General features: G+C 56.9%; 24 protein-coding genes and 1 pseudogene. 6 read left to right on the top strand and 19 right to left on the bottom strand.

Features of this window, described 5'->3' with window-relative positions:
• Positions 1-2: 2 nt before the first annotated feature.
• Positions 3-1,337, top strand: coding sequence for an NADPH-dependent L-lysine N(6)-monooxygenase (gene iucD, locus F7Q90_RS16825; protein ID WP_006121641.1), 1,335 nt, complete (start codon positions 3-5; stop codon positions 1,335-1,337).
• 27 nt (positions 1,338-1,364) lie between these two features.
• Positions 1,365-3,560, top strand: coding sequence for a ferric aerobactin receptor IutA (gene iutA, locus F7Q90_RS16820; protein WP_006121639.1), 2,196 nt, complete (start codon positions 1,365-1,367; stop codon positions 3,558-3,560).
• 110 nt (positions 3,561-3,670) lie between these two features.
• Here the strand turns inward: iutA and F7Q90_RS16815 are convergent, their stop codons facing one another.
• The 13 genes from F7Q90_RS16815 to F7Q90_RS16755 all read right to left on the bottom strand — a co-directional run bounded on the left by F7Q90_RS16815 (position 3,671) and on the right by F7Q90_RS16755 (position 16,868).
• Positions 3,671-4,744 (bottom strand): acyltransferase family protein, encoded by a 1,074-nt coding sequence (locus F7Q90_RS16815; RefSeq protein ID WP_006121637.1) that lies wholly within the window; start codon positions 4,742-4,744, stop codon positions 3,671-3,673.
• Between the two features lie 262 nt (positions 4,745-5,006).
• Complete coding sequence (locus F7Q90_RS16810; protein WP_006121635.1) at positions 5,007-5,525, bottom strand: YagU family protein; 519 nt, start codon at positions 5,523-5,525, stop codon at positions 5,007-5,009.
• 34 nt (positions 5,526-5,559) lie between these two features.
• Complete coding sequence (araD, locus tag F7Q90_RS16805; RefSeq protein WP_006121633.1) at positions 5,560-6,258, bottom strand: L-ribulose-5-phosphate 4-epimerase; 699 nt, start codon at positions 6,256-6,258, stop codon at positions 5,560-5,562.
• A complete protein-coding gene (locus F7Q90_RS16800) occupies positions 6,255-7,115 on the bottom strand; it encodes an L-ribulose-5-phosphate 3-epimerase (protein ID WP_006121631.1) in 861 nt (286 codons plus the stop codon). The genes araD and F7Q90_RS16800 overlap by 4 nt, the downstream gene beginning before the upstream one ends.
• Positions 7,112-7,768, bottom strand: coding sequence for a 3-keto-L-gulonate-6-phosphate decarboxylase UlaD (gene ulaD, locus F7Q90_RS16795; RefSeq protein ID WP_006121630.1), 657 nt, complete (start codon positions 7,766-7,768; stop codon positions 7,112-7,114). The genes F7Q90_RS16800 and ulaD overlap by 4 nt, the downstream gene beginning before the upstream one ends.
• Entirely contained in the window at positions 7,765-9,246 is a 1,482-nt protein-coding gene (locus F7Q90_RS16790) for an FGGY-family carbohydrate kinase (RefSeq protein ID WP_006121628.1), read from the bottom strand. Before F7Q90_RS16790 ends, ulaD begins: the two co-directional genes overlap by 4 nt.
• A complete protein-coding gene (locus F7Q90_RS16785; RefSeq protein WP_006121627.1) occupies positions 9,243-10,538 on the bottom strand; it encodes an MFS transporter in 1,296 nt (431 codons plus the stop codon). The genes F7Q90_RS16790 and F7Q90_RS16785 overlap by 4 nt, the downstream gene beginning before the upstream one ends.
• A gap of 14 nt (positions 10,539-10,552) precedes the next feature.
• A complete protein-coding gene (locus tag F7Q90_RS16780; RefSeq protein ID WP_006121626.1) occupies positions 10,553-11,020 on the bottom strand; it encodes a YhcH/YjgK/YiaL family protein in 468 nt (155 codons plus the stop codon).
• Positions 11,017-12,030 (bottom strand): 3-dehydro-L-gulonate 2-dehydrogenase, encoded by a 1,014-nt coding sequence (gene yiaK / locus F7Q90_RS16775; RefSeq protein ID WP_006121625.1) that lies wholly within the window; start codon positions 12,028-12,030, stop codon positions 11,017-11,019. Before yiaK ends, F7Q90_RS16780 begins: the two co-directional genes overlap by 4 nt.
• A gap of 246 nt (positions 12,031-12,276) precedes the next feature.
• The gene (locus tag F7Q90_RS16770) at positions 12,277-13,107 is read right to left on the bottom strand and encodes an SMP-30/gluconolactonase/LRE family protein (RefSeq protein ID WP_006121624.1); all 831 of its coding nucleotides are present in this window, start codon (positions 13,105-13,107) and stop codon (positions 12,277-12,279) included.
• Between the two features lie 14 nt (positions 13,108-13,121).
• Positions 13,122-14,222 (bottom strand): ABC transporter substrate-binding protein, encoded by a 1,101-nt coding sequence (locus F7Q90_RS16765; RefSeq protein WP_006121623.1) that lies wholly within the window; start codon positions 14,220-14,222, stop codon positions 13,122-13,124.
• A complete protein-coding gene (locus F7Q90_RS16760; RefSeq protein WP_006121622.1) occupies positions 14,219-15,319 on the bottom strand; it encodes an ABC transporter permease in 1,101 nt (366 codons plus the stop codon). The genes F7Q90_RS16765 and F7Q90_RS16760 overlap by 4 nt, the downstream gene beginning before the upstream one ends.
• A gap of 22 nt (positions 15,320-15,341) precedes the next feature.
• On the bottom strand, positions 15,342-16,868 hold the full coding sequence (locus tag F7Q90_RS16755; protein ID WP_006121621.1) for a sugar ABC transporter ATP-binding protein: 1,527 nt from the start codon (positions 16,866-16,868) through the stop codon (positions 15,342-15,344).
• Between the two features lie 318 nt (positions 16,869-17,186).
• Here F7Q90_RS16755 and F7Q90_RS16750 point away from each other — a divergent pair, with 318 nt between their 5' ends.
• Entirely contained in the window at positions 17,187-17,999 is an 813-nt protein-coding gene (locus F7Q90_RS16750) for an IclR family transcriptional regulator (RefSeq protein WP_006121620.1), read from the top strand.
• Between the two features lie 36 nt (positions 18,000-18,035).
• Here the strand turns inward: F7Q90_RS16750 and F7Q90_RS16745 are convergent, their stop codons facing one another.
• The 5 genes from F7Q90_RS16745 to F7Q90_RS16725 form a co-directional block, all read right to left on the bottom strand.
• A complete protein-coding gene (locus F7Q90_RS16745) occupies positions 18,036-18,560 on the bottom strand; it encodes a GNAT family N-acetyltransferase (RefSeq protein ID WP_006121619.1) in 525 nt (174 codons plus the stop codon).
• 60 nt (positions 18,561-18,620) lie between these two features.
• Complete coding sequence (locus F7Q90_RS16740; protein ID WP_006121618.1) at positions 18,621-19,199, bottom strand: P-loop NTPase family protein; 579 nt, start codon at positions 19,197-19,199, stop codon at positions 18,621-18,623.
• Positions 19,200-19,286: 87 nt separating this feature from the next.
• Positions 19,287-19,598 carry a cupin domain-containing protein gene (locus F7Q90_RS16735; protein WP_006121617.1) on the bottom strand — a complete coding sequence of 104 codons (312 nt, stop codon included), beginning with the start codon at positions 19,596-19,598 and terminating at the stop codon, positions 19,287-19,289.
• 175 nt (positions 19,599-19,773) lie between these two features.
• Positions 19,774-21,108 (bottom strand): carbohydrate porin, encoded by a 1,335-nt coding sequence (locus tag F7Q90_RS16730; protein ID WP_033739112.1) that lies wholly within the window; start codon positions 21,106-21,108, stop codon positions 19,774-19,776.
• 211 nt (positions 21,109-21,319) lie between these two features.
• A complete protein-coding gene (locus F7Q90_RS16725; protein WP_006121615.1) occupies positions 21,320-22,282 on the bottom strand; it encodes an aldo/keto reductase in 963 nt (320 codons plus the stop codon).
• 348 nt (positions 22,283-22,630) lie between these two features.
• Here F7Q90_RS16725 and F7Q90_RS16720 point away from each other — a divergent pair, with 348 nt between their 5' ends.
• Positions 22,631-23,737, top strand: a complete 1,107-nt coding sequence (locus F7Q90_RS16720) for an endo-1,4-beta-xylanase (RefSeq protein WP_044242902.1) — start codon at positions 22,631-22,633, stop codon at positions 23,735-23,737.
• Here the strand turns inward: F7Q90_RS16720 and F7Q90_RS16715 are convergent, their stop codons facing one another.
• Positions 23,738-24,742, bottom strand: a complete 1,005-nt coding sequence (locus F7Q90_RS16715; RefSeq protein WP_006121613.1) for a GlxA family transcriptional regulator — start codon at positions 24,740-24,742, stop codon at positions 23,738-23,740. It lies immediately after the preceding gene.
• A gap of 116 nt (positions 24,743-24,858) precedes the next feature.
• Here F7Q90_RS16715 and F7Q90_RS16710 point away from each other — a divergent pair, with 116 nt between their 5' ends.
• Both F7Q90_RS16710 and F7Q90_RS16705 read left to right on the top strand, forming a co-directional pair.
• Positions 24,859-25,560, top strand: a complete 702-nt coding sequence (locus F7Q90_RS16710; protein ID WP_006121610.1) for an alpha/beta hydrolase — start codon at positions 24,859-24,861, stop codon at positions 25,558-25,560.
• 95 nt (positions 25,561-25,655) lie between these two features.
• Positions 25,656-25,829 (top strand): annotated as a pseudogene (locus F7Q90_RS16705) (IS630 family transposase); the annotation flags it as partial.

Raw genomic sequence — 25,829 nt, 5'->3', positions numbered from 1 at the left:
TCATGACAAACACTGTTGATTTTATTGGCATCGGTATTGGCCCGTTCAACCTGAGTATCGCGGCGCTGGCACACGAAGCCGAGGGTTTTACCAGTGCGTTTTTAGACAGTCGGCCGGATTTTGCCTGGCATCCCGGCATGCTGGTGCCGGACTGCCATATGCAGACCTCGTTCTTAAAGGATCTGGTCTCGGCAGTTGCGCCCACCAGCCCGTTCAGCTTTGTGAACTACCTTGTGAAGTGTAAGAAATTCTACCGCTTTATGACGGCAGAGCTGCGAACCGTATCGCGGGATGAGTTTTCTGACTATCTGCGCTGGGCCGCCGAGGGCATGGATAACCTGCACTTTAATCACACGGTGGAGCGCATCGAGTTTGACGACACGAAACAGCGTTTCGTGATTCACAGCCATGACGGTGAGCGCTACGCACGCAATATTTGTCTCGGCATTGGTAAACAGCCCTATCTGCCGCCGTGCGTCAACCGCATCAGTGCGACCTGTTTCCACGCCAGTGAGATGAGCCTGCGCAAGCCCGATCTGCGCGGCAAACGCGTTGCCGTGATTGGCGGAGGGCAGAGCGGTGCCGATCTGTTCCTGAACGCCTTCCGGGGAGAGTGGGGTGAGCCGGCGAATGTCAGTTGGGTGTCGCGCCGCAATAACTTTAACGCGCTGGACGAAGCGGCCTTTGCCAATGAATATTTCACCCCTGAGTACGTATCCAGCTTTGTCGGCCTGAGTGAGAAGGCGCGCCAGACCATGCTGGATGAGCAAAAGATGACTTCGGATGGCATTACGGCAGCGTCGCTGCTGACGATTTATCGCGAGCTGTATCATCGCTTTGAGGTGCTGGGACAGCCGCGCAATGCGCATCTGCTTCCCAGCCGCTCGGTGGTGGAACTGAACCGCCATCAGCAATGCTGGCAGCTGCAGTTACAGCATCAGCTCGATCAGGGTTATGACCTGATTGAGTGCGATGTGGTGATTTTTGCCACCGGTTATCGCCCGGCGTTGCCCGAGCTACTGTCACCGCTGATGAGCCGCCTGACCATGAAAGACGAGTGCACGTTCAGCGTGCGCGAAGATTTCACGCTGGAGTGGAACGGACCCAGGGACACTAACATCTTTGCGGTCAACGCCAGTATGCAAACGCACAGCATCGCTGAACCGCAACTCAGCCTGATGGCCTGGCGTTCCGCCCGTATTCTGAATCGCGCGCTGGGGCGTGATTTATTCGATCTCAGCACGCCGCCTGCCCTGATTCAGTGGCGCAGCGCGAGCCGGGAAAAACCGCAGCAGGGTGCTGCATCTACTCAAAACTATACCGAGTCCTTGGGGTAAACCTTAACCTCGCATGCAGGAACGACGATGAAGACTAAAAACAAAAATATCTGGCTGCTTAATCCGCTGTTATTAGCCATGATGGCACCGGCGGTGGCACAGCAAACCAGTGAGAATGAAATGGTTGTCTCCGCCAGCCGTACGCACCGCACCGTGGCGGAAATGGCACAGACCACCTGGGTGATTGAAGGGGCCGAACTGGAGCAACAGGTCCAGGGCGGAAAAGAGTTTAAAGATGCACTGGCACAGCTGGTACCGGGCCTGGACGTCAGTAGCCAGGGCCGCACCAACTACGGTATGAACATGCGTGGCCGCGCTATTGTGGTGCTGGTGGATGGCGTACGTCTTAACTCCTCGCGTACCGACAGCCGTCAGCTGGATTCCATCGATCCGTTTAATATCGATCATATTGAAGTGATCTCCGGTTCCACCTCGCTATACGGCGGCGGCAGTACCGGTGGCCTGATCAATATCGTGACCAAAAAAGGCCAGCCAGGGACCCAGTTTGAGTTTGAAACCGGCACCAAAACCGGATTCAACAGTAGCAAAGACCATGATGAACGCGTGGCGGCTGCCCTCTCCGGCGGCACCGATCGTGCCTCCGGACGCCTGTCCGTTGCCTACCAAAAGTTTGGCGGCTGGTATGATGGCAAGGGCGATTCACTGCTGATGGACAATACCCAGACGGGCCTGCAGTATTCCGATCGTCTGGATATTATGGGCACCGGCACGCTGGAGATTGATGACCACCAGCAACTGCAGCTGGTCACGCAGTACTACAAAAGTCAGGGCGATGACGATTATGGCCTCTATCTTGGGCGTAACTTCTCCGCAGTAACGGGCGGAGGCACCGCGTACATCCGCAAAGGGCTGAACTCCGACCGCCTTCCCGGCACCGAACGCCATCTGGTCAGCCTGCAGTACTCCAATACTGATTTTCTTGGTCAGGAGCTGGTGGGGCAGGTTTACTACCGGGACGAGTCACTGGCGTTTTATCCGTTCCCCACGGTGTCCGGCGGACGCGTTACCAGTTTGTCCTCCTCAGAGCAGAACACCGATCAGTACGGCGGTAAGCTGGCGATCACCAGTAAGCCGGTCGATGGGCTGCAGCTGACCTACGGCGTAGACGCCGATCATGAGCTTTTCAGTTCCAACCAGATGTTCTTTGATCTGGGCCAGTCTGCCGCCTCGGGCGGGCTGAACAACCAGAGCATCTACACCACGGGCCGTTATCCGGGTTATGACATTACTAATCTGGCGACCTTCCTGCAGTCCAGCTACGACATCAATGAGACGTTTACGCTGAGTGGCGGTGTGCGCTATCAGTACACCGAAAACAAGGTGGATGATTTCGTCGGTTACGCTCAGCAGCAGGCAATTGCCAACGGTACCGCGCGCTCGGCCGATCCGATTCCAGGCGGCTCTACCGATTACGATAACTTCCTGTATAACGCCGGTATCCTGATGCATATCACGGCGCGGCAGCAGGCCTGGTTTAACTTCTCGCAGGGCGTTGAGCTGCCCGATCCAGGCAAATATTACGGGCGCGGCACCTATGGCCGGGCGGTTAACGGCAATCTCCCGCTGACCAACAGCGTTAATGTGGATGCCAGCAAGTTGCAGGGCATCAAAGTCGATTCATGGGAACTGGGCTGGCGCTATACCGGCGATAATCTGCGTACGCAACTCAGCGCCTATTACTCGCTGTCAGACAAGAATGTGCAGCAGAATCAGGACCTGACGATCAGCGTGGTTGACGATAAGCGCCGCATTTATGGGGTGGAAGGTGCCGTGGATTACTTTATCCCGGACACCGACTGGAGCACCGGAGCAAACTTCAACGTGCTCAAAACCGAGTCCAAAGTGGATGGCAGCTGGCGAAAATATGACGTGAAAGTGGCCAGCCCGTCGAAAGCGACCGCCTATGTTGGCTGGTCGCCGGATCCGTGGAGCCTGAAGGTGCAGAGCACTACCTCGTTTAATCTCAGCGACGACGCGGGCTACAACATCAACGGCTACACCACTGTTGATTTCATTGGCAGCTATGAACTGCCTGTCGGCAAGCTGAGCTTCAGCGTGGAAAACCTGCTGGATCGTGATTACACCACGGTATGGGGCCAGCGCGCGCCGCTGTACTACAGCCCGACCTATGGTTCACCGTCGCTGTATCAGTACAAAGGCCGGGGACGGACGTTTGGTCTGAACTACTCCGTGCTGTTCTGAGTCGGTATTCTTGCCCGGTGTTGCGCCGGGCAAGCCTCACGCCCGTTATCCTGGCAGCGTCTTGAGTACAACAAACACAGTGACCGGTTCAGGCCACTGTGTTTACCGGATTACGAACTGCGATGCAGCGTCAGCGGGGCAGACAACCAGCGGGCGACGCGCTTACCTGCTTTGATGGCGGGCTTTTCAATGTAGAAAAACATTACCGACGCCAGCGCCACGCTGGCGCTGACCGACAGTACGAAAATCATAAGGTTATCTGTCCAGGCTTTATCTGCCAGGCTGTTCATCAGCAGTACCATGAGCGGATAGTGGATGAGATACAGCGAATATGAGATATCCCCCAGGAAAATCAGCGTACGGTTGTGACCGGTGTCGGCACGGTAGCTCAGCATCACCGTCATGATCATGATGGCGGCGGCCAGCCAGAAACCGCCGTGCAGGCCAAAGGGCTGAGGTCCTGTAATCAGGGCGGTAATGACCGCCAGCACCAGCCCTGCCTGAAGCAGTCGGCGCATTCTGTTATCCAGTTCCGGTAGCTTACGCTTCACCAGCAATTCTGCCAGCAGCATCCCCAGGATGAACTCCATACAGATAGTGTTACTGATTAACTTAATCCACGCCTGCCACCAGTGCGTCACCGTCAGATGTGGCGAAACCTGGGAGGAAAAGTTAAAGCTGCCGTTGTAGTAAAGCTGAAATCCCACACTGGAGACGATGAAAATCAGTGCACAAAGGTAGCTGCGATAGCGGTAGTTGATGCACATCGCTACGGTGAAAACGGCGTAAAACAGGATCTCGTAAGACAGCGTCCAGGGCGGCCCTAACGCGCTGAATCCAAACGTCGGTCCGGCGCTGCTGTAATCCTGCAGACAGAAATAGAGCGCACAGGACATATCATGAAGAGAGCGATCGTGATACACCACTGCGAAAGACAACAGCCAGACGACAAAGAAGACCGGCCAGATGCGGAAAAAGCGTTTCACCATGAATGAGGTCGGGGCTTCGTTAAACTGATGGGTAATGAAGGTCATGATGAAGCCGCTGATAATAAAGAACACGTCCACGCCCAGCGCGCCTGGAATGTGTCGGGTCCAGTGACCCTCTAACAGCGATGAGTTGTGCGCCAGTACCACAAGTAACGCAGCAAGGCCGCGCAGATACTGGATTGAGACGATTTTCATGAATGTTACAGCCTGTCGGTTGACTCATTAGCGGCGGTCGCGCGGGCGAGCCGATACGGTTAAGCGTAGGCCGTATTGTAAAAATGACTTAACAATGGTCAACCGCCGTTTATCGGGCAGAAAAATACATTTCCAAACGATAGCGTATTTTTGCTGAATAAAGCGCGGCGATCGAGGCTGTTAGGCGCACAAGGAGAAAAGTGCGCCATCAGGATTTCAGAGGGTTCTTAACCAAAATTGATAACTTACATGCGCAGCAGACTCATGCAGCACGGCGCGGCGATACGTGTCCACCCAGGGCGCGCCGAAAGATTTCTATCGTCCACATCCACAGAATATGTCCCAGCGTTTCCGAGGCAATTTCCGCCAGCGGCAGGTGCCATAAGGGCGGTGCCCAGCCGTTTATGGGCAGGATCACGGCGTGAAATGCCACGGTAATGATCAGGGCGAACGCCACGCCCTGACCCAGCGTAATGATCGGGATAATCTCGGCCAGGGCGCAGTAGAGCAGGGCAAAGAAAATCGAGAACAGATGATGAACACCGGCCACGCCCCAGTTCACCACATGACCGGAATAGTGATAGACCAGGTTGCTGACGTTGATTCCCATATCCTGGAGCATCTCGGCGGGGGGAATTGCCCTGTCCGGCGTTCTGGGCGGAAACGGATTCTCCGTGCCCCATTTGACAAAACTGGCGACGTTACAGCCCCAAAACCCTGCCCACAGCGCCGCACCGTAATGCCGATCGGCCGGGGACGTCAGATAAAACCCTGTTTTCATTTTTCACCGCTCCCGCTGAGTAAAAAGAAGAGAATTACTGGCCGTAATAGGCGTTTGCTCCATGCTTTCTGAGAAAGTGTTTATCCAGTAACGTCTGCTGCATTCGGGTGATATCAGGCGTCAGCTGGCGGGAAAAAATCCCCATATAGGCGATTTCCTCCAGCACGACTGCGTTATGCACGGCATTATCTGCGTCTTTCCCCCAGGCAAACGGCCCGTGAGCATTAACCAGCACGGCGGGAATGGCCGTCGGGCTGATGCCGCGTGAGCGGAAGGTTTCGATAATCACTTCGCCGGTATTGTGCTCGTAATCGTGAGTAATTTCGGCCTCCGTCATCAGTCGGGTGCAGGGAATGGCACCATAGAAGTAGTCAGCGTGCGTGGTGCCCCAGGCAGGCAGGTCCTGGCCCGCCTGCGCCCAGATGGTGGCATGACGCGAATGCGTGTGCACAATGCCGCCGATGTCCTCAAAGGCCTGATAGAGCGCCAGATGGGTGGCCGTATCCGATGAAGGCTTTTTCGTGCCCTCCACCACGCGGCCGCTTGCCAGTTCCAGTACCACAATATCGTCCGCCGTCATGCCGTCGTATTCCACGCCGGAGGGCTTAATCGCCATCAGCCCTTGCGCACGATCGACGGCGCTGACGTTGCCCCAGGTAAACGTCACCAGATGGTGGCGCGGCAGCGCCAGGTTTGCCGCCAGCACCTGCTCTTTCATCATGGCAATGCTCATAGTAAGCCTCCTTCCTGCATTTTCTGTTCAATCCAGCGCCGTGCCTGTACGATCTCGGCAACCGGCTCCTCGGCTTTCTCGGTCCACATCTCAATCAGGAACGATCCGCGATAATTCAGCGCTTTGAGCGTGCGAAACACGCCAACGAAATCCACGCAGCCTTCACCAAAGGGCACATCGCGGAACTGCCCCGGCGAATGGGCGGTGACCGGTTGGGTATCTTTCAAATGAATGGCGGCGATGCGATCAATGCCCAGCGTCAGTTCGGCAGTCACGTCATTGCCCCAGGCGCTGAGATTGCCTACATCCGGATAAACGGAAAACCACGGAGAAGCCTGCTGCTGTTCCCAGGCTTTCCACTTGCTGATGGCGTTCATGAATTCGGTATCCATGATCTCCACCGCCAGCATCACCTGCGCCGCTGCTGCGCGCTGCACTGCGCGTGACAAGCCCTCGGCAAACCGCGCGACTGTGCCTGCATCATGCGGTTCGTAGTAGACGTCATAGCCCGCCAGTTGAATCGTGCGGATCCCCACATCTTTCGCCAGCTGGATGGCCTGATCGATCAGATCGTCTGCGCGCTGGCGGATCGCCGGATCGTGGCTGCCAAAGGGAAAGCGGCGATGGCCGGACAGGCACAGGGAAGGAATGGTGACGCCGGTTTCGATGGTCGCGTTGACCAGCGACAGGCGCTGCTCTTTGCTCCAGTTCAGCCGGTCCAGCCGTTCATCGGTTTCATCGACCGACATTTCCACAAAATCAAACCCGCAGGCTTTGGCCAGCGCGAGACGTTCTGGCCAGGTGAGATTCGCAGGCAGGGCTTTTTCGTAAATCCCTAACGGGTGCAGGCGTTTCATACTGTCCCCCAATGGCGGCCAATGGCCCGGTGAAATGCGGTGGCGCATGCAATGCCGTTCTCGCCATCGCTCAGGGCGCGGCCGGCAATAAACGCCTTCACATCGATATCGCGAAACTGAGAAAGGTCATCCGGGGTGATACCGCCCGTGACGGACAGGGCAAAACCCAGATCTGATAAGGCTTTCATGGTATCCAGATCGTGCTGATTCCACTGTTGCCCGCTGGCCTGTGCGTCCCGTCCACGGTGATAAATAGCCTGGGTCAGACCCAGCTTTCGCCACTGCCGGGCATCATCCAGCGTCCAGTTGCCAAACAGTTCGATCTGAATATCCCCCTGGTACTGCTGCGCCACCGCCAGCGCGCTGGCAAAGGTTGCCAGCGGCGCGGCACAGATCACCGTCATCCAGTTAGCCCCTGCCGCAAAAGCCATCTCCGCCAGGGTGCCGCCGGCATCCGCTACTTTGTAATCCGCGACCAGCGTTTTTACCGGGTGCTGCTGGCGCAGATGACGTACGGCCTCAACACCGCAGCTCAGGCACAAAAGCGTACCGGCTTCGATAATGTCGACATGGGGATGCAGTTGCCGGGCGGTACTGAGTGCGGCATCCAGCGTGGTGTGATCCAGCGCCAGCTGGAGTAAGGGCAGGCTCATGGCAGGTCTCCCTGGGCGTCGCGCAGGACGCGAATCAGATGTTGATAACGCTGATACTTTTGCTGGTAGCGGTCATAGCACGTGCTGTCCGGTTGCCAGCACACGATGTCAGGGGCCAGGGCCTGCTGGGCCGCCTGCAGTGAGGCATAAGCCCCGGTGCCGGTTAACGCCACCAGCGCCGCGCCCAGACAGCCGCTCTCACTGATCTGCGGAACCTCAACCGTCAGGCCGCTGGCATCGGCGAACATCTGCATCCAGGGCGCAGAGCGCGTGGGCCCACCGCTCAGACGCAGGGCGGTAACCTGAGGAAAACGTTGCAGAATACGGTTGAGGTGCGTCAGATGTGAGAACACCACGCCTTCGTAGATGGCCTGAACCAGATGGGCGCGCGTGTGACCTGCCTGCAGGCCAAAAAAGCTGCCGTGCAGATCGGCACTGGCATTGGTGCCATACAGGAAAGGCAGAAACAGCACACTGCTGCTGGCGGGCGCCAGCGCTGCTACCCACGCATTAAGCTGGCTGTAGTCCTTAATGCCCCACTGGTCACAAAACCATTCCAGATTGGCCGCCGACGTCGGGCTGGCCTCATGGATAAGGTACTGACCCTCAATGGCATAACGACCATAAACGTAGGGATAGTCTGCTTCATCGCTGATGCAGTCGGTAATGCCGCTGGTCACTGACCAGGTTCCCATCACCGCGTTCAGGCGCGTCGCATCATTCAGGCCCGCGCACAGCGCTGTTGACATCACATCGAACAGGCCGCCCACGACGGGCGTACCGGGCAGCAGACCGCATTCGGCAGCGGCTCCGTCGGTGACATAGCCCGCAATCTGCGTCGGGCCGATAATCGGCGGCAGTGCCGATATTATCTCCGGGATACCTGACATCTCTGCCAGTGCAGGCGACCAGTCGGCTGCCTGCATGTCATACAGATTGGACTCAGAGATATTGGTTTCTTCGCATGCCCGCTCGCCGGTCAGACAGAAACGCAGATAGTCATGGGCCATCATGACGCTGCCAATCGCCGCATAGCGCTGTGGCTGATGCTGCTTGATCCAGCGCAGCAGCGACACCGGATGGCCGGTCCACAGCGTTTGTCGGGTCAGCGGATAGAGTTGCTGCGGCAAGCCTTCCCGTTGCCACTGTTGCACAAGGCTCAGGGCGCGGCGGTCAGAGGAGAGGATGCCGTTGCCCAGCGGGCGGTACTGTTTGTCCAGCAGAAACAGCCCCTTACCCTGTGCGGAAATGCCCATACCGGCGACCGACGCCGCATCCTCGCCGCTGGTGGTCAGCACCTCACGGATGACGGCTGCCGCCTGGTGCCACAGCAGCGTCATATCGCGTTCGGCATAACCCGGTTCCGGTACAACAACCGGCAGGTTTTGCCGGGCGACGGCCAGCTCGCGGCCCTGTATATCGTACAGCCCGGCTTTAATAAAGGTGCCGCCACAGTCCAGTCCCAGCCAGCGTTTCATAATGCCTCCTGTTGAGGGGAATCGCAGCGTGCGGGCAACGTCATCGCCAGCAGGGCGGCAATCGCCAGTGAAATGGCAAGGCTGTAAACCCCGGCATCCCGGCTGTAAAACGCCATCAGAATGCCCACCATGTAGGGACCGCAGAAGCCGCCCAGGTTGCCCAGCGCGTTGATCAGGCCGCGCGCGCCGCCAGCCACCTCGGCATTAAACAGGCGCGGCGGAATACTCCAGAACACGCCCGCCGCAGACTGGATAAAGACGCCACAGCCCACCAGCGCCGCGTAGGACCACCAGATATGCGCTTTCAGTAACACCGACAGCGCCATGCACAGCGCAAAGCCGGCCAGCGGCAGCGCCACGAACAGCCTGCGCCGTCCGGTCGCGTCCGACAGAACAGAAAACAGAAACATGCCGACGATCGCCCCGACGTAGGGCAGAATGGCCAGAAAGCCCACCTGCTCCACATTACCGTGCGTCAGTCCTTTCAGGATGGTGGGCAGCCACAGCGTGTAGCCGTAAATGCCGGTCTGATAGAAGAAATTGACCAGAATCAGCCGCCACATAACCGGTTCGCGCATCACGCGCATCAGCGAGGCGTTGCGCACGTTCTGCCCTTTGATCATCAGCTGTTCGTTATGCAGCGTGGTGATGAGATAGTGTTTTTCGGCTGGCGAAATCCATCTCGCTTCCTGCGGGCGGTTACTGATCGTGAAATGCCACAGGGCCATCACGACCAGAGATAACGCGCCTTCCACGTAGAACAGCATGCGCCAGTCCCAGCCGGTAATGATCCAGCCTGAGAGCGGAGCCGTGATGATCCCGGCGATCGGCACAAACATGATCACGATGGCATTTGCACGACCGCGCTCCGCATCCGGGAACCAGTTGCCGATCATCGTCAGCACCACCGGTAACATGCCGCCTTCGGCGATCCCCAGCGCAAAGCGCAGCGCCAGCAGTTGATACTGACTGGTGGCCATGCCGGTCAGTATGGAAATCACCGCCCAGGCCAGCAGCGACCAGCCAATAAAGCGTTTACCATTGCCGTAAACGGCCAGCCTGCCGCCGGGCACCTGCAGGAACAGGTAGCCAATGAAGAAAATGCCGCCTGCCAGTCCGGCCATCGAGGCGCTGATGCCCAGTTCAGCATCCATGCCGCCCGGCATCGCAAAGGCGATGTTGACCCGATCCATATACGAAATGATGCAGGTAATCAGAATCGGCGGAATGATCCGCAGCCAGCGCAGTGCAGGGACCTTTTCATGATTGACAGCGCTTGTGGTGATGCTCATCGTGCCTCCCTGCCTTACACCAGATCGCGCGTGGGGATCTTCACCACGACTTTGCGGATCGGACCGGGCTGACTGACCGCGCAGTTAGGACGATGAATATCCTGAGGAAAAAATACGGCGAACGTGCCGGGCAGCATCCGTACCTGGGTTTCATCGGGGGCATGTTGATAAAAAACGATGTCGCGTTCGCTGTCGTAAGGCTGATGCACCGCCAGATCCAGCGGTTGTGTGGCGACGCCGATCACTTCTTCGCCTGCCACCAGATACTGCACGTCGATGTGATAGCGGTGCGCCTCCGGGTAATTCTCTGCGGCGGGAACCGTGTGCAGATCTAACACCTGTACGACCCAGCCGGTTTCTTCGTCCTGATAACGGCCGGCGGCCATGTTTGCCAGATCATGACCGGCGAGGTAGGCCAGAGCATGAGCAATCGCGGCGGGATAGTGACGGGGATCGGTATTGGCAAGGTGTCCGGTAATCATGATGCCTTCTCCTGTAGCGCCTGAATGCGCGCCCAGACGCGCTCATCAACCGGAATACCCAGGCGTTCGTTTTCTTCACGCAGTGGCGGGAATTTGTCACCCGGCAGGCGAATCGCCTGTGTGCTGTCAGCCGGTTCCGCACCGGTAATGGATGCGCGAATACGATCGAGTTTTTGCTGGCGGGTTTCGCCCGGAATGAGCCGATCGACGTCGATGGCGATAAATACCTGAGAAATGCCAAATTCATCGCCGTTGTCGTGAGTGACTTCAGTCACGGAGGCGCCGTTGGAGAGCAGGGTGGCCAGCATATCCAGCACTACAGACAGCGCTGAGCCTTTCCAGTAACCCATTGGTAAAATGCGGCGGTTTTTTTCCAGCGTGGCCGGATCGCGGGTGTAGTTGCCCTCATCATCAAAGCCGCCATCGACCGGCAGGCTTTTCCCCGCCAGGCGATTCACTTCCAGCATGCCGTAGGAGAACATCGACATGGACATATCCACCATCGTAACCGGCTCGCCCGGTACCGCGATAATCAGCGGATTGGTGCCGATCGCGCAGCTTTTTGCGCCCCAGGGCGGCATTACGGCAATGGAGTTGGTCCAGCAGATGCCGACAAAGCCCTTTTCCGCCGCCTGCCAGCCATAACTGCCACCGCGCATCCAGTGATTAGCATTGCGTAAGGCCACCAGCCCAATGCCGTGTTCCGTGGCCAGCGCCATCGCGCGCTCCATCATGCTATGGGCGGTGATATTGCCGATGGCGCGTTGCGCATCCCACTGCTCAATCGCACCCAGCGACAGGACTTTTTGCGCATCCGCATCGGGAATAATGTGGCCGGCATCCAGTTGCTGAATAAAACGCGGGAAGCGGTTAACGCCATGGGAATAGACGCCGTTAAGACTGGTTTCAGTAAACATGTGCGCGCAGGCCTCGGCTTTGGCCTGCGGCACGTTGCGGCTGAGGAGTACGCGAAGAAACTCCTGATACAACTGCTGATAGCTGATTCTCATCTGACTGATACTCCCCGCGTCTTATTTCATAATGTGGAATGTCATTTCAACTAAATGCTATGGGGAAAAATGCAGCGAGTCAAAGAAATGAATCAAAAATTATTTCATTTAAATCAATAGGATATAATTAATTTTGACTTCTGTGATCTTGAGCTTTTTTGCCCGATTCCGGCCACAGTCAGGCCAGTCAGCTGAGAGACAGCTGACCTGATTTGCTCTGCTTTTCGCCCTGCCTGTGCAGGGGCGTTAGCGTAGCGTTACCCGGTAGAGTGAAGTGTTGGCTGTGATATAAAGTTCATCATTATTCGGTCCGCCAAAGGTGCAGTTGGATACCGTTTCAGGAATCGGAATTTTGCCCTTACGGTTTCCGCTGCTGTCGAAAATAATCACGCCGTCAGCGCAGCTACAGTAAATATCGCCGTTGGCATCCACACAAAATCCGTCCGGGAAACCGGGTGAGACATCGGCAAAAAATTGCCCTGCAGACAACGTGCGACCATCCACTTTATAGGTGCGCAACTCATGGCGGCCGAGCGTCGGGAAATCCACCACCGACATGTCCGCCACGTACAGCACGCTTTCATCAGGCGAGAACGCCAGCCCGTTTGGCCGCTGCAGATCGCTGGCGGCAATACTGAGCTGCCCGCTTTCCGGATCAAAACAGTAGAGATAGCAGCCGATCACCTGGCTGGGAGCCAGGTAACCCTCATGATCGCTGACGATCCCGTAAGGCGGATCGGTAAACCAGATGGTGCCGTCGGAGCGGATTGCCAGATCGTTGGGCGAGTTAAACCGCTTGCCCTCGACTTTATCCACCAGCACGTTCACCGTACCGTCTGTTTCTGTCCGGCTGATAGCCCGGCGACCGTGTTCGCAACTGACCACGCGTCCCTGATGGTCGCGGGCATTGCCATTGGCATAATGAGAATGATGACGCCAGATACTCAGCTCGCCATTGCGCTGCCAGCAGTACATACGGTTGCCTTTGACATCGCTAAATACCACCCCATCCAGCGCCGGTAACCAGACTGGGCCTTCGGCCCAGGTGGCAGGGGAGCACAGTTTTTCTACCTGCATGATGCTGGCCTCCGTTACTTCACGCCCCAGATAGCTTTGTAATGGTCCTGATAGCCGTTTTCCGGATCGTAGTGGTTCTGCGGTCCGCCATCCCGGCTGATATTTTCCGGTGTAATCAGGTGCGCAGGCGTGACATAGCCTGACGGGGGCTGTCCGGCGAAGGCGCGGTTGAACTCATCCAGCAGTTGCCAGCCATGCAGTTTCAGCGGTTCAGCGACGGTCGCGACCTGGCTTTCACCATTGCGAATGCGCTGGAAGGCCGACACCGAGCCGTCGCCTGCCGAGATGTTATATGGCGCGTTTTTGCCGCCTTTCCCTGCGGTTTTCAGCGCGGGTGCCATAAAGTCAAAATAAAGGTCATTAATCGCCAGCGAGTACTGCCAGCGGTCACCGTACTTCTGTAACAGGCTAAAGGTCAGCGACGGCATACGGTTAGAGGTATCGGCCAGCGGCGTGTCAATAAAGTCGATGACTTTACACTCGCTGCACTTCTCAATTTCCTGCTTCATCGCATTGGCTTTATCCAGCGCGATTTTGTACAGCGAGTCGGTGAAGATAATCACCTGCGCTTTGCCGCCTGACTTCACAATGGCGTACTGCGCCGCCAGACGGGCAACCTCATTAGAATCGGACGTAATGTTATCGGTGATCCCGTACTGCTTAATCGGGCCCGGTTGAGGCTCTGCGTGCCAGGCCATCAGCACGATTTTTTGCTGCAGGGCTTTTTTCAGCGGCATTTTGGCGACGTTCGGGTTCCAGCCGCCGATAACGATACCGTCAGGGCGCTGGGCAATCGCCTGATTCAGCGCCGCCAGTTGATCTTTGACAGAGCCTGCGCCGTCCAGCGTATCCAGCGTCCAGCCAGCCACTTTCGCCGCTTCGCTCAGGCCTTGCTGAACGCCCTGCACACCGCCGTTTTTCATATCCGAGGCGATAAAGATCAGTTTCTTTTTAGGCTGTAGCTTTGGCCCGGTCTTCGGACCGTCCCAGGTCGTGGCGCTGGCCGTCGCTTTGGTCACGGCCGCTGTCGCCTGATCGAGATAGCTGTCTGCATGGGCTGGTAAGGTGGCGACCAGCATGGCGATGAGAGAAAGACAAAATACCGGATTTTTCATAATGAGTTCCCTGGTGTGATGGTTTTTTGCTGTGAGTCAGGTGTGGTCGCCGGCGTGCTCTGACTGCGCACGACGGCTTTTTGATTCAACATACGGCGGCGCTGAGCGTAGCCGGCCAGCGTAATCGACAGCAGCAACGTGGCACCGTTAAACAGCGGTTCCACCCAGAACGCGCCGCCAAACTGCTGAATACCGGCAATCCCGATAGCCAGGATAGCGATGCCGACCACGGTGCCCCAGACGTTTACCCGTCCCGGACGAATGGTGGTACTGCCCAGAAAAGCCCCGACCAGCGCAGGCAGCAGGTAATCCATCCCGACGCTGGCCTGGCCGACGCCCTGTTCCGCCGCAATCAGCACCCCACTGAAGCCGGTGATCACACTGGAGGCGATAAACGCGCCGATCACGTATTTATTCACGGCAATACCGTTGAGGCGCGCGGCGACGGGGTTACCGCCCACGGCATACATGCACCTTCCCAGTGGCGTGTGCTCAGTGATCAGCCACAATACCAGCGCCAGGCCCAGCACATAGAAGGCACCAATCGGAATGCCAAACACTTCGGTACTGTGCAGCGCACTAAAGGCATCCGGTAAGTCACCAACAATTTGGCGACCGCCGGAGTGCCACAACGCAATGGCATACAGCACCGTGCCGGAACCGAGCGTGGCGACGAAGCTGTCGATATCCGCCAGCGCCACCAGAATGCCGTTCAGCAGGCCATACAGCGCCGACAAGACCAGCACTGTCAGCACCGCCATCTGCCAGGAAAAGCCGTATTCCACCTGAAGCGTAATGGCCAGGATGTGCCACAGCACGATCCCGAAACCGACATTCAGGTCGATTTTGCCCACAATCATCGGCAAGGTGGCGGCCAGCGCCAGCAGGGCGATTTTGGCCTTACTGGACAGAATGGCCTGCACGGTGAGCAGGGATGCGAAAGTCGGGGACAGTACCGAAAACAGTAACGCCAGCAGCACACATAACAACAGTAATCCGTAGCGGGTGACGACCTGCATCGACCACGGCGCAAAACCATGCTGAGCAAGGCTGACCCGTTGTTCAAGTGCAGTAGATTTCACCGAGGTTTTAGACATAGCGTTTCTCCTGACTGCCTTTTCAGACGGTAGCGAAGGGGGCAGCAGAGCTGGCTGAGGCCAGCTCCAGTAAATTAGCAAAAGTGACCTGTTCGTTTTTCAGTTCACCCACTACCTGGCCCCGGTTAAACACCAGCGCGCGGTTACAGATATGCGCGATTTCCTCCAGGTCATTCGAGATCACCAGCACTGCCACGCCGTCTGCCAGCGCTTTGTTGAGCAGGTGATAAATTTCTTCGCGCGCGCCCACGTCGACGCCCGCAGTGGGATCTTCAAGAATCAGCAACGGGGCATTGAGGTGCATCCAGCGGGCCATCACCACTTTTTGCTGGTTGCCACCGGACAGGGCGCTGATATCCAGATCCACGTTTTTAGGGCGCACGTCGAAAAGCTGCACTTTCCACCAGCTGGCACCCACCTCCGCGCGGCGACCATAATGGGACATCACCCGGTGCCCGCTCGCGCAGGGGTTGAGAAACAGGTTTTCACGCACGCTCATCGACATAACCAGACTTTCACCGGTGCGATCGCCTGCCACAAACGAGATGCCTGCCGCCATAGCCTCGCGAGGCGATCGGGAATGGCAGGGCTTGTCGCGAAAAATGACCTGGCCCTGGGTAGCCTGTTTCAGGCCAAACAGCATCCGGCCAATCTCCTCCTGACCGGCACCACGCAGGCCGGCCAGCGCCAGCATCTCGCCGGGTTGCAGACTGAACGAGACCGGGCCCACTTCATCGATGCAGAGCTGATTAAGTGACAGTACGGGCGGACGTCCCTCAGGCAGCACAAGGCGCTGATTGCTTTCCAGCGCTTCGCCGACAATCATTTCAACCAGATCGTGCAACCTGTAGTCTGCCGTGTTGCCCTCTGCGACGCGTTTACCGTCCCGCATCACACAAATGCGATCGGCAATTTCAATCACCTCATCCAGACGGTGAGTCACGTAAATCATGCCGACGTTGCGACTTTTCAGGCGTTCTATCACGCTAAACAGATGCCGTACGTCATTGGCGGGTAACGAGGCGGTCGGTTCGTCCAGTACCAGTACTTGCGCGTTGACGGCCACCGCGCGGGCAATGGCCAGCAGCGATTTCTCCGTGCGTGACAGTTCAAATACGCGGGCATCGGGATCGAGCTGAATACCGACGTCTTCCAGCGCTAAACGTGCCCGTTCACGCACGGCCCGCCAGTTAATCAGGCCCAGGCGACGGTTGAAGCCCATGATCAGCGCCATATTTTCCGCCACCGTCATCCACTCGATCAGCCCCAGATCCTGATGAATAAAGGCGACAGGCTGGCTGGTGGCGGTTTTTAGCGCGGCCGCTGAGGGGATGGGGTTGCCATTAAAGGTTATCTGGCCTTCGTCGCTGGTATAAACGCCGGCCAGTACCTTAATCAGAGTCGATTTACCCGCACCGTTTTCACCTAACAGCGCGACCACTTCGCCCGGAAAGACATCCAGGCTTACGTCATTGACGGCAGGGTTCCCCCCGAAACGTTTGGTGATATGGCTTAGTGTCAGGACCGGTTTATCCGGGTTCGTTTGCATTCCAGCCTCCCGTGACGCCTGGTGAGTAGTGGCAGCAAGCTTGGTGACGCGTTCTTGCTGATTTCAACATGTGAAATACTATTCCAAAAAATACTATCCCTGAAAATGCGGAAAAGCAAAGAAGCGAGGCGACTATTTCCTCAGTAGAAACATAGGGTTAAAATATTGTTTTGAAATTGTGATGAACAGCGCAATTCCTGCCAGGCGGCATGCGATCGCCAGGCCACACTAAAAAGCGAAAGATTCCCAGTTGTTATGCCATGAGTTAACATCATGCGATAGTGCGCTCAGGAAGTCAGAAACGGAGAGGATCGGCGGATGGTGGGTAAAGTGGATAAAGCAAAGGAAAATAAAAACGACAAGCCGTTGGGAACACAGAGTCTGTTTCGTGGCCTTCAGTTGATTGAGTTACTGAGCAATTTCCCGAACGGTTGCCCGCTGGCCCATCTCGCTGAGCTGTCCGGCATGAATAAAAGCACCGTCCACCGCCTGTTACAAGGGCTGCACAGCAGTGGCTATGTCACCCAGGCCCCGTCGCCTGGCAGCTATCGCCTGACGACCAAATTTATTTCGGTCGGCCAGAAAGCGCTGTCATCGCTCAATATCATCCACGTAGCCGGACCGCATCTGGAAAAGCTCAACCTGGACGTGGGCGAAACGGTTAACTTTTCCAGCCGTGAAGACGATCATGTTGTATTGATCAATAAACTGGAACCTACCACCGGCATGATGCGCACACGCGCCTACATCGGGCAGCATATGCCGCTCTATTGCTCGGCGATGGGCAAAATTTTTCTGGCCTGGGGCAGTGAAGAGTACCTGCTGCACTACTGGCAAAGCCATCAGGACAGCATTGAGCAACTGACAAAAAACACCATCACCACCTTGCCCGAGATGCAGCAGGAACTGAGAGATATTCTGCAGCAGCGCACCGCGATGGATCGCGAAGAGAACGAACTGGGCGTGACCTGTATCGCCGCGCCGGTATTTGATATTCAGCAGCGCGTTCCCTATGCGGTGTCGGTCTCGCTGCCGACGGCCAAGCTGCAACAGATTGGGGCAAAAAACCTGATGGCGAAGGTGGTAGCGACCGCCCAGGCGATCTCACACGAGCTGGGCGCTTCCGCCTGAGCCCTGGGCAGCGGCCCGCCTGGCACGCATCCTGCGTTATCCGTTTTCAGGCGGGATACTGTCGCCCGCGCCAAGTGTCCGCTGCATCAATACCGTGTCCAGCCAGCGCCCGTGTTTGTAGCCTACGGAGGTTAACGTACCGGCCACGGTGAAGCCCGCCGATCGGTGCAGAGCGATGGAGGCCGCGTTGGCGCTGTCGCCCACATTCCCGACCATCTGACGAAAGCCCCGGCTTTCTGCCCAGTCAATCGCGTGCGCCAGCAGGCGTTTACCCACACCTTTCCCCTGAAAAGCCGGATGGATGTAAAGGGAATCTTCCAGGGTAAAACGATAAGCCGGGCGCGGACGATAAAAGCCCAGATAACAGTAACCGCAAACCTGGCCGTCTTCGATGACCACAAACCAGGGCAGCCCGGCGGCACGGATTTTTTCTAACCGGCTGGCGAGTTCGGCTTCATCAGGCGGATCCAGTTCAAAACTGCCCGTGCCATGCACAACATGGTGAGCATAAATCTGTTGCAGGGTGGGAATGTGGTCATCCTGCGCGAGCGTGATGTGCATTCTGCGATCCCGGAGTGAGCCAGTAAGGATCATGACAATACAAAAGACAGGCAGGAAAGGCTACCGCCCTGTTTTGCCGGGTAAGATCCCTGTCGCAGGACGGGGCGTCAGATACCACTCCTGCCAGGCGCGGTTTATCGCTTTTTCACCTACCAGACGGCACCTGGGCAGGCTAAGTCCCTGATACAGGAGGTGATAGCGACGGCGATTGCCCGGCGTCACCCAGGTGATATGCCTGAGCATGGCGAGATTGATGTGATCGGTGCTGCCTTGCAGCGCCCCGGCACGCGGCGTGGTGGCACAGCAGCGCCGGATATAACGCAGTAAACTGACAGGCATCGCGAGATCCAGCAGGATATAGCCTGTTGCGCGCGCCAGTCTTTCGGGCAGGCAGCGCGTATAATTGCCTTCGATAACCCAGCGTTCTGCACTTATTGCCTCGCGGTGAAGCTGTAAAAACACGGCGTGCTCTCTGGGCTGCCAGTCGGTATTGGGCTGGTGATAAAGCTGATCGAGATGAATAACGGGCAGCGACTGCTTTTCCGCAATCGCCACGGCCAGGGTAGATTTACCGCTGTTTGAGGGGCCCATGATACAAATGCGCGGACCCAGATGTGCAAGCGGCGGCAACGGTGTCATCAGGCGAAACCTCCGTCAAGGCTGTGTTTGCGCCTCAGTATACGCGGAAAATGTGCGCCAGCCATCGTGCCTCAGGGCCGGTTGGGGTCAGACCGATCCCGCTTTCTCGATCACCAGTACGCGCGCTTCGCCCTGTGGATGGGCAACATGTTCCGTGCCCACGCTGGCATAAAAAATATCCCCTGTCTGCAAGCGCACTGTCCTGATGTCTCCGTTTTCCTTGTAGTGCATCTCTACACAGCCATCCATCACCGCAAAAACTTCCTGACCGTCATTGATGTGCCACTTGTAGGGTTGATCCGTCCAGTGAAGCCGTACGGTTGTGCCATCAAAGTTAGCGATGTCGAGTGCACCCCAGGCCCGGTCGGCTGAGAACGCTTTGCTGATATAGGTTTTCATGGTTTTTCCGTTATGCGCAGTGGTAAGACATGGATGAGGTTATACCGCGTGAAGTGGGGCAGGGCTTGCAAAAAATTGCGGAAAACTGAGGCGAATCAACAGAGCAGGTACGGGATGAAAGCGTCAGGCCAGGCGGGAAAGCAGACCTGCCCTGCGGGCAGGTCTGAAGGGCGGATCAGAAATTCACGTTAGCGCTGATTCCGCCGACAAAGGCATCTTTCACGTCGCTAACGGCACCCGGCGCAACAACGTATTGCAGGTTAGGACGCAGTTGCAGCCATTTGGTCAGCTGCGCGTTGTAATAGATTTCGTAGTTGTACTCCGAACCGTCCTGAACAGGCAGATAGGTCGGGCTGTTAAAATCGGTCTGCCCGCTGGCGTCGTTCTGTTCACGCAGCGAACGCGTGTAGGCGCTGTTGACGTGAATACGCGCCGCGCCGATGCCAATCTCATCCTGCGGACGGGCATCGAACGGTCCTTTCCAGGTGAAGCTGACGGACTGATAGTTATCGGTTTTCGAGGTTTTATGGTCGTTCATCACCGCCTGAACCGTCACGCCCAGACCCCGGCTGGCATCGCCGCCCTGCGCCGTCAACTGCTGCTGCAAGAGGACATAGCCGCCGTAAGCATGATTTTTGCGCTGGTAAGCGCCGTCACGCCAGCTGCCATAGTTGTCGCCATTTGCGGACGAGTAGTAATAGCCGATACGATAGTTACCCGGCAACTTGTCGGGGCCTAACGTCGGTTTCCAGCCTAACTCGACCGGCACCAGATTCCCCTCTGAGTTGCTGGTATCCAGCCGGAAACCATCGCCACGGTCGTAATTCGCACGGTTTTGATTGTAGAAACCGACCTGGAAAAACACCTCTGGCGTAACGTTGACTTTTAGTCTGCCGCCCCACTGCGAAACCGGCCAGTTAAACCAGCGATCGCCGCGCCAGTTACCGGCCTGGCCGCTGCCAAACGCCAGGTTCTGGAACTTGCTGTCGAAGTTATCGAAGTCTTCGCCGACGGTAACGCGTCCGGCTTTCAGATTGACCGTGTTATCGAACAGGCCTTTGCTTAACCAGAACTGCGTCAGGCGCCACGTCTGGCCACGACCGTACACCTCCTGGGTGGAAGAAAGCATCCCGGTGCGGCGATCGGCCACCTGATCGGAGATGTTGCGGCCATTGCGATCGGTAATGGTGACCTGGAACTGCGTATCCTGCCAGTCGAGGAGTTTTTGCAGATCGAAATTGGCACCAAACGCCCACTGGTCGCTGTAGCGCATCGAGGTATGGCTGTCAGCTCCGCCACCCAGATTGGCGGCACTTTCCATGGTGTAGTTAACATCTAACTTAATGCCGTCGTTTTCTAACTGCGTTCGGTTACCGCCCCAGTCGCCAAACAGGTAAGGTGAGTCATAGCTAAAGGCATCGGCGGCCAGCGCGGAGGCGCTCAGCATCGCAAACATCAGGCTGCCCGCGGCCAGGCGAGGCATAAACTGCACTGCTTTTTTTGTATTCATCAGCGTTATTCTTTATGAAATGACAGGAAAAGACAGGGCAGAGAATAATGCTGACTAAATGTCAATTTTTGCAAATCTGTGCGTATGTAACTGCAAAGTGGTAAGGAATTAACGCAATTGTGACAGTTATCGCTGAATGAATATTTTTATAGCTAAAAAGGCATTTATTGCGAGGCAAAGTAAAAGGGATGCCGCGGCATCCCCGGAGGTTTTATGGCTTACTGGCCTGGGACAGCTCTTCAATTTCTTGCTTGCTCAGCGTCAACTCGGTGGCTTTGACCAGTTCATCAAGCTGCGACAAGGAGGTCGCGCTGACGATAGGGGAGGTAATACTCGGGCGCGCGATGAGCCAGGCCAGCGCCACCTGCGTGGCTGACGCATCATGTGACGCCGCCACGTCTTCCAGCGCTTCAACAATGCGTTTACCGCGTTCATTCAGGTACTTATCTATAATACCCTGACCGCGCGCGCTCTTGCTGGCATCCTGCGGTTTTTTATATTTGCCGCTGAGAAAGCCGCTGGCCAGCGCGTAGTAGTTGATCACGCCAAGCTGATTCTCACGCGCTACCTGCTCCAGCTCGCTTTCATATTCTTCACGGTCGTAAAGGTTGTAGAGCGGCTGCAGGGTTTCGTAACGCGCCAGCCCATGCTGTTTGCTGATGTCCAGCGCCTCCTGCAGTCGCGCGGCGCTGTAGTTGGAGGCCCCAATAGCCCGGACTTTGCCGGCTTTGATCAGAGCGTCAAAGGCGCTTAACGTGTCGGTCAGTGGCGTGGTTTCATCATCGCGATGCGCCTGATAGAGGTCGATCACGTCGGTTTGCAGACGGCGCAGCGAGTCCTCGACGGCCTGGCGAATATACCCAGGTTTCAGTCCCTGCTTCTCCGGTGACATTTCGATGCCGACTTTGGTCGCCAGCACTATCCTGTCGCGTTTACCGCTTTTCTTCAGCCATTTGCCGATGATGGTTTCGGATTCGCCCCCCTGATTGCCGGGCGCCCAGCGTGAATAGACATCGGCGGTATCGATAAAGAACAGGCCTTTTTCCACCAGCGCGTCGAGCAGAGAAAACGAGGTTTTCTCGTCTACCGTCCAGCCAAAGACATTGCCGCCAAAGGTCAGAAGCGGCACAGAGAGGCCGCTGTTGCCGAGGGGGCGGGTTTTAGGCTGCGTCATAGCATTCTCCTTTATTAAACGTATCAGGTGTACTTATCAGCTTAGCAAAGGTAAATCGACAGCTTTTCATTCGGTTTGTCCGCCAGTGCGGCATAACAAGGTAGCAAAGGTCACTTTTACCGCTGGCACGGCAGCGCCCGTCCTGAAACGTGCATGCACACAGCCCCGCGAATGCCAGAAAACCCGATACCGTAAAGCGAGGGATTTTACATTCAGAAATCTGGCTTTACCGACGTGGACAAAATCGTTGCTGACGGGCCTTAGGGCTTAGGGTTATAAGAATACCGGGCTGGTGTGATGCGACCTTCACGATGATCGGGCAAAAACGTCACAGGAGACGTGGCACTGATGAAACCTCATAATCTCTCTGGCTTCACATCCACGCCGCGACGTCGGTTCTTAAAACGCAGCGCGGCACTGTTGCTGGGTTCCGCATTGCCGATACCGGTCTTCGCGGCCGAACCGGCTTTCCCCCCCTTAAAGCGCATAGCTGCGCAGCGTCATCTTCTGTTTGGGTTCGCGGTCCGGCCCGAGCGTTTGCGGTCCGATGCGCATTACCGGCAGTTTGTGGCCAGCCAGGCCAGTATTATTGTTCCGGAAAACGCGCTGAAGTGGGTGGTCGTTCAGCCTGAGCAGAATCGCTACGATTTTTCTGGCCCGGATACGCTTGCCGCCTTTGCCAGAGCGCAGGGCCTGCTGCTACGCGGGCATACCTTTTGCTGGCACCGCGCGGTGCCGGACTGGCTGCTGGCGATTCGCGATGCCACGCTGCTGGAAAAAGTGTTGAGAGACCATATTCATACCGTCGCGGGGCGCTATCGGGGACAGATACAGAGCTGGGACGTGGCGAACGAGATTATCAACCTGTCTGACGGTTTGCCTGGCGGATGGCGCAACAGTTTCTGGTATCAACGTCTGGGGACGCGTTATCTGGATATCGCCTGTGACGCGCTGCATCAGACCGATCCTCACGCCGTCATTTGCTATAACGATTACGGGCTGGAAAGCGACCATGACAACGCACAACGAAAACGCGACGCTGTGCTGGCGCTGCTGCGCAATTTGCAGGACAGACAGATCCCCATTGGTGCGCTGGGGATTCAGTCTCATCTCAAGGCCGGTCCGCAGTACGCGTCTGGTCCGGGACTGGCGACATTTATTCGTGAAGTGAAAGCGCTGGGCCTGGCCGTGTATATCACCGAACTGGATGTTGATGACAGCCGCCTGCCGATGGCGCGCCGCGCCATGGCGGTCGCCAGCACCTATAATCGCTATCTTTCGCTTGTGCTGGAAGCCGGTGTCGACGCAGTGCTCACGTGGGGTGTCTGGGACACGCCCCACCGGACGGCGGCGACGCCGAAGGCAAGCGATGGGCTGGCCACCGGACCGTTGCTGTTTGCTAAAGACGGCCAAATCAAAGACGCCAGCTGGGCAGTGCTGCATGCGCTACGCTGATTAACGCGTTGCGGGTGCCGCTCTGGCGGCAATCCACTGTCGATAACGCGCGGGTGTCATCGCCATCACCTGATTAAACGCTTTGCGAAAGCTGCTTTCGTCAGAATAGCCACAATCGGCGGCCACCTTACGGATGCTTACGGTGGGGTTTTCCAGGAGAAGACAGGCACCTTCAATGCGGACCCGGGTAATAAACGCCTTAGGACTTTCGCCGGTCAGCATTTTCATTTTACGGTGCAACGTACGTTCGCTGGTATGTAACGCAGAGGCCAGCCGTTCTGCCGTGATGCCTGGCTGTTGATAGCGAATAATCTCTTCCGCCCGCATCAGCAACGGGTGCTGAGTGTTAATAAACCCGGGCGGCGCATACAAACGTTGCGACACGGGCTGGGCATCGGCAACGGCCATATCAGCAACCTGTCTGGACACGTCCGCCCCCAGTATCCTGTGCAGCAAATGCAACGTGAGCGCGCTCCACGAGAGTGGGCCACCTGTAGTAATGATATTTTCCTGTTGTTCGAGCGTTTGTCCCCATACCGGACGCGCATCCGGATAGCGCTCCCGCAGGGTCGGAAACAGCCACCAGGTGGTGGTACAACGCCGACGACTGAGCAGCCCCGCTTCGCCCAGCACCAGACAGCCCGCGCAGGCGGCACCGACGATGGCACCCTGATGGTACATTTTTTTTATCCAGGTCCCCGCCTGTATGACCGCTTCCGGATGGTGCGGAAACCGATCGCGGCCCAAGGCCATTCCCCCGACCAGGACGATATCTGACGCCTCTGCCTGGCTGAAATCAGCATCGACATGTAGCCATCGTCCCTGCGCATCGCGCACGGGCTGGCCATCAGCACTTACGATTTGGGCCTCCAGCGGCGCGCGGGTCAGTTGCGCCGCAGTATCGGGGCGAGACGCAATCACCTGGCGCGCAATCCATAAGGTGTCACAAAAGCCGTTGACGGCAGAAGGCAGGCTGCCTTCCAGCGCCACAATCGCTATGCGCATAGCCAGTCACTCCTTATGGCGAGTTTTGCCTGTTAGTTGTCTTATTCGCCATCTTACACGCTCTTTTCGCCCGATCTAACATGGTCAGCATGAAAACGACCACAGGAACAGGCGAGATGCGGCGAAAGAGCAGTAAGGCGAAAAGATTAAAGCATGCGGTGCTGCTGGGGCTGACGTTATTGAATGTGCCGCTCGCTGCGCAGGCGACGGTGAAAAACATCGTCTTAGTCCACGGGGCGTTTACTGACGGCTCAGGCTGGCGGGCGGTGATTTCACGCCTTCAGCACAAAGGTTATCACGTCACCGCCGTTCAGAATCCATTGACCTCATTGCAGGATAACGTAAAGGCGACGGAGGCGGTCATTGCGCGTCAGCAAGGCCCGGTGCTGCTGGTTGGGCATTCCTGGGGCGGTGTGGTGGTGGCTGATGCTGGCAACGATTCGCGCGTAAGGGGCATGGTTTTTCTCTCTGCGCTGGTGCCCGACAGTAATGAATCTGCTGCCGGGCTGTTGCAACGACTTCATGCCCCGATGACGGAAATGAGGCCGGATAAACACGGGATGATCTGGCTGGATAATGCCCAACAGTTTGGTGAAATGCTGGCCGGCGACGTGCCTGATGCGCGGGTGCGCGAACTGGCTGCGGTACAACAACCTGTTGCGGCGAGCGCTTTCACTGACAAGGTGACGCGAGCGGCATGGAAAAGCAAACCCACCTGGTATTTGTTGACCACGCAAGACCGGGCGCTGCCGCCCCGTGTCCAGTCTGACATTGCTGCGCATATTGGCGCACGCGTTCAGCGTCTCGCATCTAAATAACTGCTCGGAATAGTAGATCACTTAGAGGGAACTCAGTCCGGTTTATGCGATCTGATCAATCGCTGAATATCCCAAATCACCAGCCGGACTGAGCAATGTCGATCATAGCACCAATACCCAGAACCGAACGACGCCTGATGCAGAAAACTATCCATAAAACAAAGGACAAAAACCACGCCCGGCGGCTCACCGCCATGCTGATGCTGCATCGTGGTGACACCGTCAGTCATGTTGCCAGAACACTCTGCTGTGCCCGCTCATCGATTGGT

Origin of the sequence: Pantoea stewartii subsp. stewartii (genome assembly GCF_008801695.1) — a bacterium.
GTDB lineage: Bacteria > Pseudomonadota > Gammaproteobacteria > Enterobacterales > Enterobacteriaceae > Pantoea > Pantoea stewartii.
This window is presented reverse-complemented; position numbering and strand designations above follow the sequence as displayed.